We start from the raw sequence: 16,746 nt of genomic DNA, 5'->3' as shown, positions 1-16,746 counted from the left end.
ACGATTAGAGATTGTCAGGCCACTTCAAATGGCCTGACTAATTAAAGTATTCATTCCTTTATGAATCTGACAGAGAAAAAACTTGTTTTATCTCCTTCAACTCCAAAACCTATTCCTATTGCGGAGTCACCTGATTCAACTGAAAATATTTTTCCTTCTGTAGTATTATGCTCTGTACCAGTCCAGAAATATCCGTATTCTTCAAGATCGGCATATTTAAAACCAATATTATACTGACCTGCTAATTTGGCCTCAAATCCGCTAGTCCCTCCTTCTTTTAACTTAGCACCTGAATTCCCTGCAATAGACCCTAGGAAAGTCTCAAGAGTCTCAGCTTCTTCTATTGTAGGCATTTTCCATCCCTCAGGAGCAAAGTCATCAGAGGTGATTATATCCCAATCATATAGCTTACCATAAGTCTCGCAGTTAGATGCGTCGTCACCATAGCATCTAGATCCTTCATAGTCGTAGTTGAAGTTTTCTGCTAGCCAAGTCTGTGTACCGATCGTCTCCATCTTGTATCGCTGACCATCTCTAGTGTCTACAAAAGAAGACATGTCATCTGCTGATATCTCGATGGTCTTAGTGCATTCATAAGCATCTGTGACGACTACCGTGGCTTTAGATGTTTGTTCTGTTACTACTGTATATTCCTTTTCGCTTTTCTCTCCTGTGAATGGCTCTGTCACGCCTTCGTGCGTAACGCTATAGCTGTACGGTGCCTTACCTCCTGTGATCGTGAATCTGATTTCTCCATCTGATCCGATCGCTTCTACTGCGAAGTCTGACTCTGTAGCACAGTCAAATGCTGCTACTTCTTTGGTCAGTGTACAGTCATTGGCATCAGTGATCGTGATCGTTGCTTTTGGAAGGAAATGCTTTACTTCTGCGGTGAAGGTTTTCTCTTCTGAAGTGCCTTCCTGCGCTTCTTCTACACCTTCGTATGCTATCGAATACTTGTATGGGGTATCTCCATTGGTGATCGTGAAGGAGAATTCCGTCTCAGACTTGGTCACTGCTGCCTCAAATCCAGACGCTGCACAGTCAAATTCTTTTTCATCTTCATCGTCTGAATCATCTCCACATGACGAGACTATCACGGACAACGCTAATATTGCAGTAAGTGTATAAAATGATTTGATCACCGTAGCGACCATTGCATTGGTACTTTTCATTTTTTGAAAGTGTTTAACTAGGTACAAATAATATGAACGAACACTTGGCTAAACCTGAGTTCCTAACTTTTCTAGCCTTGTTTGCTTGGTAGCGCACTTGTATTAGATGTGTGAGGCTAGGTAGCTAAGTGCATAGCGAAATTAAATGCATCTCTGAAATAATAGTAATATTCTCATTGATTTCTTCATTTTTTTTTCGAAAACCTATCACAGATGCTTTGAGGGCTAAACAAATACCTTTCATCCAGTGGATTATAGACCGTCAATTGTAAAATCGTCACTAGAATTAAGTTCAGGCTCATGCCCTACCAAAACACATTCATCTACTAAAGGGCTACTGCTGTTCAGCTTGTAGATTGCCACATTCCATCTCGATTGCTTTCGAGGCTTCACTCGTACTGACGCTGTTTCTTTGATTTTGGACACTCTCCTTACTGTGCAGACTTCTGCATAGCGGTAGTCTTAATTTCTCAACTTGACTGTTTTTTGTCTGAGTATGGTTAGTCGTATGTGGTCATTCCGACGAAAAGGGGGAATCTATATTCTTATAATAAGATGCTCAGCAGGTGTTTAGATTGTTTCTTTCGCTAAGTTGAACTATTAATGTACTACTGAGTGATCGAGAATCGACACACTAGAGTTTAGAAGATATTTCGCTCTGCTCAATATGACTGCGTTTTTTCTTCGATGAGCAGCGCCATAAGCAGGAGGAGCGACGAAATAATCTGTAAAAATGAGAGCACTACCTTACTCGCTCAGATCCCCGTGCTGTGCTCGGAGGACGGATTTATTGAAAAGCGTCTTTATAAGGAGTTATGGCGCGGCAATCTGCTGATTGTAAGGCACCTTTATTAAGGATTATTATAAGGGCTATAATTAGCCTATTAGTCACTTTTTGTTTTTTACTCTCCATAACTAATATCGCTTTTGGGGCACTGTAACTAGTAAGGGCTTTTTAAGATATCGTACAAACCGAAGAATTACTTCTTTAATTGTATAGTACTTTTATAGGTGTTTTTCCGGTGTTCATCTCCTTCCCATTCTTCCTCATAAGTCTCAGTGATCACCTCATACTCCTTAGAGATAACACCATTAGTTGTAGCTATGTACCCTTGGTCAGCTATACAATTGAGAGGAATAGTAATTGTGTCAAGCACATGAGATGTTTTATCGTATATAAAAACTTTGGTTACACAGATATCAGCAGGATAACAATACATCATTGCAACACTATCTTCTGATTGATATAACTTACCTAGAATAGTACTGTATTCCGGTCTATACTTTTCTAATAGAGAATCACTGTAATTGAAAGAACCTTTGATTCCAATATGCAGATTGCAGTCCTCAATTTTTAACGGTAGAGGAATGAAAGGAGTCAAATTTACAAATTGTTTGAAGTCATCATTCCAATCTAAACTTTTCTCTATCTTCCGAATAAGCGTGATATTATAAATTTCTATAGGGCTAAGCTCAGGGTTAACATCCCAAATTTGCTGCGTTGGATTGTACCAATCAAACCTTGAATAGAAATCAGTCAATTCATAGGATTTAAAAATCAATCCATGTTTTGCAAAAATCTTGTTTCTAACTAGCCTAAGCTTTTTAAAATCATAAGTTGATAGCTCAACACTATCTAATTTCTGGGATACGTCAACTAAATCAATCTCATCATAAATTGATATAGTCTTTTCTTTTTTTTGAGTAGAGCAACATATAGAAAACACACCTACTAATACATAAAAGGGTATTAGTTTTATTTTAAGCCCTACCTGTACCTTTGAAAATATGTGCAAAAAATTACTACAATGACTTTGATTAGCTTTTTTCTTCATCGAAAAGGGTCTTATACTTTCTGCAAATGATTTTAAGGAATATCCTCTATCTCTGAGATGGTAATTGAGTCCGGAAATACACTTATATAATACTGAGCATCTAAATAAATTAGAAAAGATGATAGAGCAGGATCAAAATAAAAACTTAGCATTCCATCAGGTTCAATTTTGATTCCTTCCACTAAAGAATTTACGTTTAATGAATCTATTAAGCTATCAGCATTTGTCAATTTAAAAACCCAATTTTCTGTTCCTTGATTATTAAAACATGACACCTCAAACTCATTACCATTAGAGAATGAATTCTTTGTAAAAACAATACTCTCATTTGGTTTTTCAGCTAATTCCAAGATTACTTCGGAATAATGTGGAATGTCCCCCAACAATTGCTCTTCACTCATTGATAAAGATGGATAAACAATGTGAGTTTTTTCTTTGTGATTACACGAGTATAGTACCGCACTAAGGACGACCAACACCTTTAAAGTGATGTGCGTAAAATTCCTCCACATTGAATCAGTTTGGTTTAGCATCGAAATTGTTCTTTTTAAAATATAGAATAATGACTTTAAGGAATTCCTTCTATTTCTGAAACTATAATAGAGTCAGGGTATACATCGATATAATATTCAGCAGCTAAATAAATGAGAAAGGAATTTGATTCCTCATAGTACTTGAACTTTAACATCCCGTCATCATCTATATTTCGCCCATCAATAAGTGAATTCAAATTGATAGAGTCTAAAGTTTCTTTTTGATCACTAAGTTTCACAACCCAATTTTCATTTTGCAAATGATTTAAACATGAAACCTCAAAAAGGTTTCCATTAGTCAAAGTATTTCTGGTAAATAAAACTTCCTTCCCATCTTCCTCAATCATTTTAGAAATAGTATTTGAATAATGAGGAAACTCTTCTATCCAAATATGCTTAGCAGTTGGAATGGACGGTACTATTTCTATCTTTTTTTTACTCGTACAACCTGAAATAATTAAACTAAGGCCTACCAGCACTTTTAAAGTGATGTCCGTAAAATTCCTCCACATTGGACCAGTTTGTTTTAGCATCGAAATTGCTCTTTTCAAAATATAGAATAATGACTTTAAGGAATTCCTTCTATTTCTGAAACTATAATAGAGTCAGGGTATACACTGATATAATACTCCGCTGCTAAGTATATCCAAAAAAACTTTCCACTATCCTTATACTCAAAATTCATGTGATCTTCTAGTATAGGGTAGTTATCCATCAACTCTCTTGAAACATTTAAAGAATCAACTATTTGACCTTGTTTTTTAAGCTTAAAACACCAGACATTTAAGCCTGCTTTTTTCACACAACTTACTTCAAAATAGTTCGTTTCACTCATCTTATTTCTTGTGAAAACATATTCTTTACCATCATTTAGAGAATCAACTTTATTTAAAAAATTATGGATTCCATCAAGTTGATAAAACCAAACATTACTTTCAATTGGAATCGCAGGGTAACTGTCTATATCCTTTGTTTTAGAATTACACGCATATAATAATAAACTAAGGGCGACCACCGCCCTTAAAATAATTTTTGTACGTACCGTCTTTCTTTTTCCACAAACCTCCATTCGATCTAATGTGGTATTTATTTGAAACACTTTCTGTCCCCCCTTCATACTCTTCAGTTTTCTCATTCCATTTAGCTCCAGCTTTTCCAGACTGTGCGAAATAATATCTTTTCTTTCCATCAACTTCTTCGATTTTGGTGATAATGACTACGTGACTGACAGTAGAGATATCTTTCTGTTTACCAGATCCAGTAAAAACATAATCACCGACTCTGACATCTTCCAGCTTGTCACTAAATGTTCCATGCTCTTTGAGCACAGCTACCATTTTTTGTGTTCCTCGCTCATATTTATCCTGCTCGTTAATTCGTTCTAGGGAAAAAGTTTTACAGTATTTATTAAGCTCCTTCGGAGTAAGAAAACCATTCTTATCCTTCTGTTTCTTGGCTTCTTCTGAGTGATATACTGCATCTATTTCCCTGATAAAATGAGAACAGTCGACTCCTTTCCCTGCCTTCTTATCAGCAGTATTCCATCGGTACTTACGTTTATCATTTTTATTGTTAACTGCCTCCGCAGCTATTTCAGCTCTTTTTTCTCCTTGTTTTGATTCCAGAAGGTTTTCGTTTTGCTCTACAGCTACAAATCTTTCTATCCGTGCCTTTTCATTTTCATACCGATCGAATGCCCAATCATACCACCTGCTAAGTGAGTCTTGGAGGCTGCAGAGAAGATCATCACTGGCCGCTGCTAAATGAGCATCTGTAAGGTGATCAAGGAGCTTAGGAGAAAGTTCATCTTCTACATTTTCAGAGTTTAAGATAGCAATCACTAGATCAGGATTGTGCTCTACATAGTCTATCAATACTTTCGCGAATGTGTCTAGGCTGTCGTACTGCTCGATGAAGTTCTCCTGTATATGTTGATCAGTGGTAGGCTCATCTTTGATGCATTGTATTCTTTCTGCTTCTTCTTTTCTAGCTTCTTCTGCTTTGGCCAGTTCTTGTTTCTTTTTGGCTTCTGCTTCTTTTTTAGCTTTTCTTTTTGCTTCATAATCAGGAAACCCTTTGATCATTTTCTGTACATGATCATAATCAATCTCTTCTGAGTGCATAGCTTTGAGGGTGCCACTACCGGGACCTGATATGTTACCATCATATGTACCCCATCGAAGTACCTCTCTTTGAAACTTCTCTATCGCTGCGATGGTTGCTTGTATTGAATCCTTTTCTACAGACGGACTGGTTGTGTTGTTTACTGCTTCGCTTTCACTAGCGAAATCAGTATCAGCAAGTAGTCCCAATTTGTGCAATGCTTGTTGGATAATCAATACATCACCTTTTAAGTTGGCCGCTGATCCTGCCCCTACCCCTTTGGAGATTTGTGTGTTTTTCGCGTCTACTTTCTTTTTCTCAAACTCGCGATTGAGCACGGAAGCAGAACCGACATATTCTCCGTATTCTTCTCCTCTGATCATTGCACCCCATTGTAGACCTACAAAATCGGCTTCGAGTGCCGTCACAAATCCTCTGGTGCCTACTTCAAGACCTTCTCTACTCATCTTAGATTCAAAGTCTTTAAAAGCTAGCTTCAGATTCGGAATTCTCTTGCCATATCTGAAGATGGTGTCTTTTTTGAGTTTAGTGTAGTATTTAGAGGCACCTGCTCTTTCTATGGCTTGTTTAGAGGCTTCACGTCTAGCTTCTTTCTCTTTCTGGACTTGTTCTGGTGATTTTTCGTTGGCTTTTTTAGCTTCTGTTTCAGCTACTCTTTGGGCATGCGCTGCTGCGGATATACTTTCTTTAGTGTGACCAAACTCTGCTAGATACTCTTCTACTTCTTTTTCTCCTGTAGGATCTAGGTGCTTTCTGCTTTCGTTAATTTCTGCATTAACTCGTGCAGCTTTTTTAAGTTCTTCTTGAGAGGTGGAACTTGTATTTTTTTCTTTTTCTTCCTCTTTTTCGTATTGGAACATTGGCTATCAGGTTAATTAATCGTGGTAAGCCATGGATGACAAACCACGGTATTTTCAAATATTCAAGGGCAATACTATAGATAACCTCAAACAGTTACAAGCTAAATCCTGATCAACCGCTTGAGTTTTGGTGAAATTTAGTACACCAATTCCTTTGAAGGTTAGTTCTTTTATGAACTTTCAAATGGTCAAAGCCAAAAAAGTCTAACTAATATGATATAATTAAAGCTCTTGAACGGCAACAAAAAGTTCACAAATAAAAAACAGTAAATACATCCTTTTATCTTTAGAATTACTCAACTTCGTATCTGAATAGAATTAATAATAACCTAATAATTAACTGATGAAACCGCTTCACACCAACATTCACCTAACCTCATCGAATCATACTGAGTTTTCAAATAGACTGAGGTTGATTCCATACCCAATTGTATTCCATATTTCTAGATACTTTAGTTATTGATCTATAGTCTGATTCTCTATATCTAAAATCAAATAACCAACCTATCAAGTCAATCAAGAACTATAAAATTATTACTAAATCAGCCTTCTGTATATATCCTATTTGGGCGCTGTAGCTAATACAATATTTATTAATCATAAACTTTAATTAACATGAAAAACACATTTTTCAAACTCCTAGTCATCGCACTTGTATTCAGTGCTTCTATTGCTCAAGCAGGTGTAACTCTGCGCTATTACAACAAAGACTCTAAAGATTGGACATTCGATGTGAAAATTTCGGGTTCATCTAAAACGGTAGAGTTTAATAGCAGTAGAACATCTTCTGTTACAATACAAGGTGGAAACGACAAAGCTGAAATCAAAACTGAATGCGGATGGATCACTGTAGAGGATGATGATCGCATTGAAATCAAAGACGGCTGTATTACTATTAAGTAAATGCGTCTATCTCGGAAAAAGATAATGAGTTAATTCATCATCTCTAATTCTTTTTAACTGATATGCGAGATGCTCACCACTTTGATAATGACTACACACTAGTTTTTCAAGGTGGTGATGTATCTTCTATAAATATCTATAGTTCCTTCTCTTGCTTTGAAGTCAGCTATCCTGCTTCACTACTCAATAGCTGATCACAGTCTATTGAGTAATGAACAAATCAATAATTCATCCGCCATATACAATTGCGTATTATTGGTTTTTCTCTTTGTGCTGCTCCAGCTTGATAATCGGTGCCAGTATACTATGTGTTAGCTGCTTCGGATTTTCTTCATCCTTTCTGGCTTTAATACATCCTAGTTTGATAATATTAGAAATATTAGCACCTGTAAGAGAGTATTCTTTTGATAACCTTTCGGGAAGGTCTTCTGGCATGTATCGGTAGGTAGATGGAAGCGCCTTCTGCCAGAGTATATATCGCTCACTTTCACTAGGTGGTGGCATGAATATAGAACTGAGTATTCTCCTTCTAAATGCACTATCTAGATTTTGATTGTAGTTACTGGTCAAGATCACTAAACCTGGAAATCTCTCTATCTTCTGCAGTAGATATGCTACTTCTTGGTTCGCGTACCGGTCTTTCGAGTCTTTTACTTCCGTTCTTTTACCAAATAATGCATCTGCTTCATCAAAAAACAATATGCACCTTTTGTGCTCCAATCGTTTGAATATTTTCTCTAGGTTTTTCTCTGTTTCTCCTATGTACTTAGACACCACTCTGGAGAGGTCAATACAGTAGACATCTATTTCCAGCGTCTTACCCATCACTGCTACTGTCATGGTTTTACCCGTACCAGGAGGGCCATAGAGCATCGCTACATACCCTTTTTTTATCTTGCTCGAGAATTCCTCATCCTCGTACATCTCATCTTGACTTTTGACAAAATCCATCAAAATTTCTAGCTGATCTGTAACACTCTCTTTCAAAACTAAATCGTCGAATGTCAAGTGCGTATCCAGTAACACAGCGGGAAAGTCTGCACTTACATCTATTTGTACTCGTTTCCCATCCATCAACCAACGATAGTACTCCTCGTTAAGTCTAAGTGCCTGATTGTCTAAAATCTCTTTTTTATCATCCTCAGCTACTAGTACTTGCTCATTGAACAATCTAGAGTCTACTAATTCTGGATAATAATGTGCTCGTTTAATTGTTTTCTCTCCTGACAGCAGATACAGTATTGTACTTAAGGTAGGTTTGATCCTCTTAGTCTGCTCTTTTTGTACCCCGCCTACTCTGTAACGTAGCTCATCATGATCCCATATTTTGGAAATAGTGTGTGGCGCAAACTGACCTATATACACAAATGCCAACATGAATATCTCCGATTCTTTGAGCTCCATTTCGTTTTGCAAACGATTCCAAGCAGTATGCTCTGGCCACTGTGGTACATCCATGATTTCTTGAAAACCAATCGCTGGCAATTTATCATCCAGCTCAATAACTCTCTGATCGGTCACAGCTTGAACCCAATCGGCAGCTGCTTGAAAAGCATTAAAACTTCGTGTAAGAAGTTCTACTTTTTTTTCATCTGGAGATAACTTATCGAAATCTGTGAGGGTTAGGTGACCATTAGAAGCCACTGCTGTGGTAATAGGTAAAGTCATAATATTTAGATCCAATTATTAGGTTTATTAAACTGGGACAAATGTAATTAAATCTTATGAGCAATTGTACTACAAGAGCGTTGGACAATAAATATTCTTCCACTAAAATTGCACCTGATGGTTGCAGACGAGCAACTAGACTTTTTATAATCCATTTTAATTTCTAACCTGATGAAATATTTCTTCGTAACCGGCCTTTTACTTATCACTTCATTGTCAGTAGTTGCTCAGCGTAAAGAGGCAGAAAGTAAAACAGTAGAGTCTTTAAAACTGATACATCCTAGTTTTAGTGGTAATGCTGAAAACTGTATCCCTTATGATGTTTATGCTTTCAAGTATAAAAAGTCATGGATCATAGCGTTAAATGAAAGTGAAAATGTAGATGCTTTTATTCTCAATGCCCCCAGAGCACAAGAGAGCACATATATTGCTTCTTTTCATTTCACAGAGGGTTTGGGTAAAATCGTTCCAAATACATACTACTATAAACAAAAGAATAAACGCAAAGTCGTAAATGATCTGGAGCTATATCCTTACTACAAGATGAAGTGGTCTGGTAAAAAAGCGATGAATGGACTTTTGTATATAGAAATTGCTGACACTACTGAGCGACCTAAATTCTTCTTATGGAAGGTATTTAGCAAGAAGCAAGAAGATCTCAAATCTGAAGCTGGATCTTTAAAACCAAATTTTGAACAAGCTATCAGTGGAGTAAATGATCAAGCAGAACAAGAAGCGACTCAAGCATTGACTACCCCTTCTGTTGAAGAGGTAGTTCCAGTAGAAGTTCCTAAAAAAGGGTGGCTTTTCGGAAAGAAATGAATTGATCAATTCTGAACCAACTCTGTTGGTTACATTCTTTTTTCGTTTCAGAATTATAGAGAAGTTGAATAGGTAAGTCATCTGCCTCATTTGTACATACCTCTTTATAGCTTAGTTGATTTTGAAATAAAATCACGTTTAAAAATGTATTCGACTTTAGGCATTAATTTTTCAAAAGGAGAACAAAGCTCAAACTCAGAAAATACTTAGTCTTGTCGGGGGAATCTTTGGTTAAAAAAATATTAAGATAAAAGTAAGCCCTAAATAGTACTCTTTATCTCCACTCTACTTGTATAGGTGTTTCCATCCATTTGAACTTAATGAATCTATAGGACCATGGAAGCTTGTCCAAAAGCATATCATATGGCTTTTCCTCAACATATAAATTATAAACAGATTTTTCAAGAACTAGCTTAGCATCTCTGATCAAAAAAGAACCTCTCAAATTATCAATAGTTGAACCTTTAAGTGCAGGCCAGTTACCTACTACGGCTTTAAGAAGTCCATCACAAAGCTCCTTTTCTTCTGATGACAATGATATCATCTTCGGTGTAGGTAAACTCACTGGAAGGTCAGCCATAATTTTAAAAATAATGGTATGCTGCTCCACTATTTCGTCTGTCCCAAAAACTAAGTAATGCATTAATTCAAGAGCCTTTTGCTTACTTCTCAGATCGATTAAATTATTTTCCTCATTCAAAAGATCAAGGCGTCCAAATAGTCGTGGTAAATACGATCCCAGTAATACAATTCCCGCACTAGTAAGGAAAATTGAGGACTCTATGGCTTCTTTAGCTTTCTCTTCAATTTCCGAATCAACTGGTTGATCTTCTACAATTTCAATTTCTTCATCAACTAACTCACTAACAATATCATCAACTTCCAAATCAAGTCTCTCCTCTTTGGTTTCATCAATTTGCAAATGAGGTTCTTCTTTTTCTATATCCAGTTCTCTGATTCCTGATGTTTTTGCATCAGTTTCATCGATATCTGATTGTGATTTGATGTCACTTTCGTCAGTGGCATCACGAGTATCTAATATTCCTCCCCTTTCAATACGTTTATTTTCAAGCTCATTTAGCTTTGGCCAATCCCCTTCTAAAATTTCTTTCAATAAAAATACATGCTCATCTGCAAAGTCAAATACTGATTCTATAACCGAAAAAGTTAAATTCAAGCTACGGTCTCTCATCTGCTGAAACAAACGAATGACTTCTAATGAGCTTAAATTATTAATGATCTTTTTTGCAGTTTCATTATACTGTGTTAGTAGTTGTTCTATATATACACCTGCATCCATTTTAGGTCGAAACGCGACTTGACCAGTTTTTATTAATCGTCGAACAACATACTCCATAACACGTTCGTTCAACATGTGATTTTGCTGAAAACTTGAATGACCACTCTCTTCCACTAGACTAGAGAAAAGATTATTTTCAAATATCTCTGAGAAAAGCACTGTTGGTATTTCCGTACGTTCTGCTCGAACGATTAAATAATCTATTTCCGTTAGTGTCAAAGAGACTACCCGTTTTTTGACATCTTCGGAAAAGATCCCCCTACCTAATATTTCTTTAACCCACTCACGAACATCAGAATACTCTACAATTACATATTCTGGCACTACCCCATAGATCAAGTACTTAAGAACTTCGCGATCTGGATATATCTTTTCTTTCTGTTTCTGTTCATCTGTAACTATGGCATCTATAGTTTCTTGAACCTTTGTCGCTGTACTTTTATCATCTATGGTCTGTATTATTTTCAACACCTCTTTATCAGTAATTTTATCTCCTCCTTTCCATATCTCACTTATACCTAATTTAATGTCCTCCAGGCTTTTTTCCGACTTATCAAGTCTGGAAACGAGTTGAATTAATACTTCCTTCCCTAGTTGCTTTCTCTCTAGCATAGCTTTAACTAACCATTCCCCTTGTTTGGATAGTAAGGTCTCCAGAGAACCTTTAGCTGTCATAAAGCCTAGAGTCAAGCTGAATATTAATTCTTGTTCAACTGACTTTTCTTCTGATGATGTAAATGAAATCACTTCTGCGAATCCTCTTAATAAGGTTCTTAGAGGAGAATAGAGTGACTTACTCTGTGGGAATAATAGAGTAAAGAAAGTAAAGGGATCTTTTTGCTTGGCAATAACCAGTAAAAGCTGCTCTAATGGCACTAATGTCCATTTTATTGTATTTACGCGTTGGTTAGTAGAATAGGAAGCAATTAAGTCATTGATAGTTCTTCTAGTTCGGTAGTCTGAAGTTTTAGCCTGTACGTAAAGCATTACTTCCAGAGTGTCTTTGCCTACTTTATTTGCTAGAAACTGTAATAGCGTAAGCAATATTATTCCTTCTTTATTAACCTTTCCTTCTTTTGAAAAGACAATGTAAGTTTCTAAAAGCTTAACGAAAGCAGATTTCCACAACTCAGGGAACGAAATCCCTCCTATTAACTGACTCAATCCTGCTGATTCAAAGAGTTCCTTCGATTCATTCCAGAATTTCGATAAGTCTACTCCTACGTGGTTCTGCAATTGTTCATTACCGAACAGTATTTCTATTCTGTCTTTGTACTGAGCGATTGGATAATTCTCTTGAATTGATTTTAAAAAAGCATGCTGGTTTGAACGAATCCATTCTTTCATAGAAGAAGCGATATCTTTCATTATATCCTCCTCTACCCACCATGGGAGTATTCCTGTTTGTAAAAAAACTACTTCCCAGTTACTAGTCCTTACTTGATATACAGTCTGTTTCTCTGCTAATTGATCAATACCTTCGTCTAATGCTAGTACTTCTTTTGATATTTTTCCTGATAGTTGATTAAATAGAGCTTCCCTAAGCTTTTCTACTAAACGTTCCTCTATTTCATCTACCTCTACTACTCCTAGATCAATTTCCAATTCGTTGAAAGAAATAAGTTTGCCTTTGGACTCTTCCAACAATACATCATCAATTATGCTAATTAGACTATTCTTAATTTTACTCTCAAGCTGACTAAGTAGCTCGTTTGCTGATGAACTATCATCACTGTAAATATCAAACTCTAGCGTTCGAATTCTATTATTATGATGTCCTTTAGGTTTCAATTATGATAGCTGATCAGCAAACTCAAATAAAAGGTTGGTCAAATCATCTACAGTATTAAGATATCCTTCATCCTGATATGAATTATCCAAAAAGTTTCTCTTTAAGTCAAAGAAATTAAACATCAACCCTTCTAATTCTCTAAACTTTTCAAACTCTAACCATGATATATTAACATCTACAGAGGCAGGCTTTTCATTAGTAATAACCTCCTCTGCTACTCTACGGTATTCTTCGTCCATAAACCTTGCAGTCCACTCAGGAAAAACCATACTCAATCTATGAGAATAAAAGTCTTCAGGAATTCTTGGACTCTCTTCTTTATTCCTAACAAAGAAGTCAAACTTAAGGTGACTAGGCTCTTTAGAATTCATGAATCTAACTAATCTCTTGAGAGTTTCATGAGTCTTTTCTACCGATGGATCTGGAACAATACTTTCAAATGAAACATCAATTTGGTCAGTTTTAAAGTGTATTTCAAAGTCTCTATTTGTATTGATCTCTACAGAATAGTTGCTGATATCTAATAAATAAGGAAGCACATCGTCTATCATTTCAATTCTTTCTAAAAAAGAAAAAGTCTGCTCACTACCTAATATCCGATTCCCTTCTTCATCCAATACATACAACCCAAAGCTCTTTTCATCATTGTGCGGTCTCAATAATAGATGTTCTATAAGATGCACACCTTCACAAGACATATTTAGCTCTCTAACATGTTCAATTTGAGATATCACAAATTTCTCAGCCTTTGCAAATGACCTAAACTTGCTCAGTACCATCCACTGATTTTTTGTCTGATTGTAAAACACCACCGTTATGGTCTTCTCTGAATCAGTCAGTGTACCTAGTCGATAGTTTTCAATATTTAACCCGTCTAGTAAAACTTGAGGAGTTACAAATCCTTTTTTACTAAACCAGGATCTAGACAAAAGTTCTTCCCTCTCTTTTTGATTGAGACCTGAAAGTAATACTTCTTCGTCATCTACAATCTCGAACCTTTCATTGACAATATTTTCCGATATAAAATCCAGATCATCTTCTTCATCTATGACATCTTCAGTCAATTTTATTTTGAACTGATCAAAGACCGAGAAAACCGACCGCTTACTATATGTAAAAGTGTCTTTATCATTTGTAAGAAAAGCATTCAATCCTAATAGAAGTGCAACTTTTACTTCTAATCCTGAGGCATTCGTATTGATCTCTATATTTTCGGTATAATCATATCCTTTTGATCTATTGCTGTTGATAAATGGAATAGCTTGTAAGTAAGTAGCTTTATGAGAATTCATAAATTGCTCCATTCCATTATTATCAAAATAATAATTGAACTGTTTTAATGGTTTAGAATATTCCTCTCCATGTAGAGCTAGAAGATAATCTAGAAGTCTTTGGATTCGATCAAACCTATTCTCACCGACTGAAAGTATTTTTTTTAACCCGACACTATAATTAGCTTGAAAATCATCATTTGAAGAAGTATCTATTTTCTCATTCTTTAAAATCGGAGAAATATCTGGCACTGATGTAAGCTCTTGAGTAAAATAGCTCTCTTGAAATTTCCCATTAAATGATAATAAATCTTTTACATGAGCAAGCTGAGACAGACCATTAGCAATAACCTGTTCAAATAACAATAGATACCCTTTCAACTGTTTGGCTTGGGCTCTTCTTCTTTTACTTGCTTTTCCCGAAACACCTTCTTCGCCTATCCCATAAACAGCGGGAAATTGATTTTGAATAGAATAATATGACTCTATATCAACAGCATTGGCCTTTAAAGTATCTACCGTTTTTTCGTTCAAGCGATAGACTCTTCTTCCTGCTGATTTCAACTCATTGATTCGACGCTTAACTTCTTCACTGTTTGGAGTTCGATACTGAGTTTCTCCCTTATAAATATTTATAGAATGATTATTCTGTTCCTTATCGTCTACTGGTCTAAGTCTTGGCAGCTCATTTTCTTTTAATAAGATTTGATTATCGACCTCTTCTTCTCCAACATGGAACTTAAGGTTTTTCACACTCGAAACTCCTTCTACCTGCATTATTATTTTCATGACCTCAGAAACCAATACACGGTTCGTTTTGGCAGGAAGATCTTCGGTTTTAACAAAACCGTGTTTCAATAAGGGCCCATTATAAATATCATTCAACTGATATCCCTCATCCAATAACTCCTCTAACGAGTAAAACTTGATCTCTGGGCACAGGAAATTATTAATTTCATAAAACACATGAGCCATCACTTCTTCTGTGGAAGCAGTACCAGATACTTCAATGTCGACAGATAATCCTATTTCAATGTGCTGAGCAATATCAATTTTCCCAATATCCTCACAGATGTTTCTTACTGCATTATAAGCCTTAAAAGTATTTCCCTTAACAGCTTCATATGCCTCAGCGTTATTTTGTTGATCAACATCTATCAATACTCGATACAACCCTGACAACCCTGAACCATTACTGTTAATAGGAAAAACCCAAACATTCTTTATTTCAAATACGGAATCAAATAAAATTTTACGGTAATCATTTATAGTTAGTGCATTACCCGGTAAAACTTGTTCTGGTCGAAAAAATGACTGCTTATCTTCAGAATCCGAATGCAGTAAGTCTGCAATATCAAACTGAGCTTTGTAAGCTATTTCAGTCAACGCATAAACCACTTGCTCCAATATGGTGACTCCGGGATCATGCTCATTGAAGTCTGTCCAAAACTGTCCGGTAAGATTCTGAATGAGTTTAATACCTTCTTCTCGAAGATAATCAAAGTCAGCGCCTTTATTTAAAGGCAGATCTGTTTCTAAAAATAATGGTTGTTTCAATTTGGGTTAATTATCTTGTTTCGACGAATTGACTTGTTCATTTAGGCTTCCAATTATTTCGTATACCTCTTCAAAAGGCAGTTTTCCTAGAGCCTTAAAGACTACTTTAAGTTCTTCTATACTTAACTGAATACTTATCTCTTTTTTATCACTCATTTGATCACATCTTGATCGAAGCATTCCTCCATTAATGGGTCATGCCAAAGACTTGAAATATGAAACTGTATATTAAAACCTTCACCATAGTTGATTCTTGACCTAATCTCCAATCTTTGGTCATAAATATCCCCTTTCCAGCGAAGTTGTAGCTTATGTCCTCTAGAGCCATAATAAGCTTGAACTATTTTTATTTTGCTCTTAGACTTACCGTAAGTACTTAAAGCATTAGCAATCAACAACGAATATTTACCTGTCTTTTGTTTCCCTACACCTGCTACTACCTCGAATGCATAACACCCTCTCAGACTTTCAACAATAGGGTGCCATTTTCCATCGCCAGGAATTTTACCATGGTAAGCCGTCCCCTTTCTTCCTTGTGAAGAGACCACCCCTGCCACATCCAATGCTGATTCTGGATCCTTTTTATTAATCCCTACATCTCCATTCTCTCTAAAAGTGACGACTTCTTTTCCTCTGTGATTTTTAAAATGAAGGTCAGATGTACCACGGTCGATGTCAATACTCCATGCAGCACTTTTCTCTTCTATACTCCTATAGAAACTCATTAGTTTGGAAGAATCACCTATTGGTGAAAGCATCAATCCATCATCAATGGATTTTGAAACACCATCATCGACTTTATTGAGATAAGAATCAATAAGATCATTAAAGTTCTGCTCTGAGGGCAGGTTCCCTTTTCTAAAGTACTTTCGTAATGTCTCTCTATTCTGTAATGACATCTATTCT

The 16,746-nt window shown here is 36.1% G+C and carries 13 protein-coding genes; 2 read left to right on the top strand and 11 right to left on the bottom strand.

Annotated elements, in window-relative coordinates; translation table 11 throughout:
- Window positions 1–50: 50 nt before the first annotated feature.
- From DKG80_RS17230 to DKG80_RS17205, 6 genes are all read right to left on the bottom strand, one after another.
- Window positions 51–1,175 (bottom strand): FISUMP domain-containing protein, encoded by a 1,125-nt coding sequence (locus DKG80_RS17230; RefSeq protein ID WP_109832624.1) that lies wholly within the window; start codon window positions 1,173–1,175, stop codon window positions 51–53.
- 980 nt (window positions 1,176–2,155) lie between these two features.
- On the bottom strand, window positions 2,156–3,010 hold the full coding sequence (locus DKG80_RS17225) for a YARHG domain-containing protein (protein ID WP_109832623.1): 855 nt from the start codon (window positions 3,008–3,010) through the stop codon (window positions 2,156–2,158).
- A gap of 32 nt (window positions 3,011–3,042) precedes the next feature.
- The gene (locus tag DKG80_RS17220) at window positions 3,043–3,522 is read right to left on the bottom strand and encodes a hypothetical protein (protein ID WP_221409153.1); all 480 of its coding nucleotides are present in this window, start codon (window positions 3,520–3,522) and stop codon (window positions 3,043–3,045) included.
- A 56-nt stretch (window positions 3,523–3,578) separates the two neighbouring features.
- Window positions 3,579–4,055: a hypothetical protein gene (locus DKG80_RS17215; protein ID WP_221409152.1), complete on the bottom strand. Its 477-nt coding sequence runs from the start codon at window positions 4,053–4,055 to the stop codon at window positions 3,579–3,581.
- A gap of 56 nt (window positions 4,056–4,111) precedes the next feature.
- The gene (locus DKG80_RS21205; RefSeq protein ID WP_162555949.1) at window positions 4,112–4,378 is read right to left on the bottom strand and encodes a hypothetical protein; all 267 of its coding nucleotides are present in this window, start codon (window positions 4,376–4,378) and stop codon (window positions 4,112–4,114) included.
- A gap of 166 nt (window positions 4,379–4,544) precedes the next feature.
- Window positions 4,545–6,527: a hypothetical protein gene (locus tag DKG80_RS17205; protein ID WP_109832619.1), complete on the bottom strand. Its 1,983-nt coding sequence runs from the start codon at window positions 6,525–6,527 to the stop codon at window positions 4,545–4,547.
- 615 nt (window positions 6,528–7,142) lie between these two features.
- Here DKG80_RS17205 and DKG80_RS17200 point away from each other — a divergent pair.
- Window positions 7,143–7,430 carry a hypothetical protein gene (locus DKG80_RS17200; RefSeq protein WP_109832618.1) on the top strand — a complete coding sequence of 96 codons (288 nt, stop codon included), beginning with the start codon at window positions 7,143–7,145 and terminating at the stop codon, window positions 7,428–7,430.
- A gap of 252 nt (window positions 7,431–7,682) precedes the next feature.
- Here DKG80_RS17200 and DKG80_RS17195 read toward each other — a convergent pair whose 3' ends face one another.
- Window positions 7,683–9,098, bottom strand: a complete 1,416-nt coding sequence (locus DKG80_RS17195; RefSeq protein WP_109832617.1) for an AAA family ATPase — start codon at window positions 9,096–9,098, stop codon at window positions 7,683–7,685.
- A 171-nt stretch (window positions 9,099–9,269) separates the two neighbouring features.
- On the opposite strand from DKG80_RS17195, the gene DKG80_RS17190 reads away from it, so the two are divergent.
- Window positions 9,270–9,920, top strand: coding sequence for a hypothetical protein (locus tag DKG80_RS17190; RefSeq protein WP_109832616.1), 651 nt, complete (start codon window positions 9,270–9,272; stop codon window positions 9,918–9,920).
- 274 nt (window positions 9,921–10,194) lie between these two features.
- Here DKG80_RS17190 and DKG80_RS17185 read toward each other — a convergent pair whose 3' ends face one another.
- The 4 genes from DKG80_RS17185 to DKG80_RS17175 are packed head-to-tail and all read right to left on the bottom strand — an operon-like array spanning window position 10,195 to window position 16,739.
- Window positions 10,195–13,011 (bottom strand): contractile injection system tape measure protein, encoded by a 2,817-nt coding sequence (locus DKG80_RS17185; protein ID WP_109832615.1) that lies wholly within the window; start codon window positions 13,009–13,011, stop codon window positions 10,195–10,197.
- Window positions 13,012–15,840, bottom strand: a complete 2,829-nt coding sequence (locus DKG80_RS17180; RefSeq protein WP_109832614.1) for a hypothetical protein — start codon at window positions 15,838–15,840, stop codon at window positions 13,012–13,014.
- A 6-nt stretch (window positions 15,841–15,846) separates the two neighbouring features.
- Window positions 15,847–15,996, bottom strand: a complete 150-nt coding sequence (locus tag DKG80_RS21200) for a hypothetical protein (RefSeq protein ID WP_162555948.1) — start codon at window positions 15,994–15,996, stop codon at window positions 15,847–15,849.
- Window positions 15,993–16,739, bottom strand: a complete 747-nt coding sequence (locus DKG80_RS17175) for a hypothetical protein (protein ID WP_109832613.1) — start codon at window positions 16,737–16,739, stop codon at window positions 15,993–15,995. The genes DKG80_RS21200 and DKG80_RS17175 overlap by 4 nt, the downstream gene beginning before the upstream one ends.
- Between the last annotated feature and the right edge of the window lie 7 nt (window positions 16,740–16,746).

Source organism: Reichenbachiella versicolor (genome assembly GCF_003171675.1).
Classification (GTDB): Bacteria; Bacteroidota; Bacteroidia; order Cytophagales; family Cyclobacteriaceae; genus Reichenbachiella; species Reichenbachiella versicolor.
This window is presented reverse-complemented; position numbering and strand designations above follow the sequence as displayed.

Excerpts from the sequence above, each read along its gene's own strand:
- DKG80_RS17225 (WP_109832623.1), bottom strand. The coding sequence starts at position 3,010 with ATGAAGAAAAAAGCTAATCAAAGTCATTGTAGTAATTTTTTGCACATA.
- DKG80_RS17215 (WP_221409152.1), bottom strand. The coding sequence starts at position 4,055 with ATGTGGAGGAATTTTACGGACATCACTTTAAAAGTGCTGGTAGGCCTT.
- DKG80_RS17205 (WP_109832619.1), bottom strand. The coding sequence starts at position 6,527 with ATGTTCCAATACGAAAAAGAGGAAGAAAAAGAAAAAAATACAAGTTCC.
- DKG80_RS17175 (WP_109832613.1), bottom strand. The coding sequence starts at position 16,739 with ATGTCATTACAGAATAGAGAGACATTACGAAAGTACTTTAGAAAAGGG.
- DKG80_RS17190 (WP_109832616.1), top strand. The coding sequence starts at position 9,270 with ATGAAATATTTCTTCGTAACCGGCCTTTTACTTATCACTTCATTGTCA.
- DKG80_RS21200 (WP_162555948.1), bottom strand. The coding sequence starts at position 15,996 with ATGAGTGATAAAAAAGAGATAAGTATTCAGTTAAGTATAGAAGAACTT.
- DKG80_RS17200 (WP_109832618.1), top strand. The coding sequence starts at position 7,143 with ATGAAAAACACATTTTTCAAACTCCTAGTCATCGCACTTGTATTCAGT.
- DKG80_RS17220 (WP_221409153.1), bottom strand. The coding sequence starts at position 3,522 with ATGTGGAGGAATTTTACGCACATCACTTTAAAGGTGTTGGTCGTCCTT.
- DKG80_RS17230 (WP_109832624.1), bottom strand. The coding sequence starts at position 1,175 with ATGAAAAGTACCAATGCAATGGTCGCTACGGTGATCAAATCATTTTAT.
- DKG80_RS21205 (WP_162555949.1), bottom strand. The coding sequence starts at position 4,378 with ATGAGTGAAACGAACTATTTTGAAGTAAGTTGTGTGAAAAAAGCAGGC.
- DKG80_RS17195 (WP_109832617.1), bottom strand. The coding sequence starts at position 9,098 with ATGACTTTACCTATTACCACAGCAGTGGCTTCTAATGGTCACCTAACC.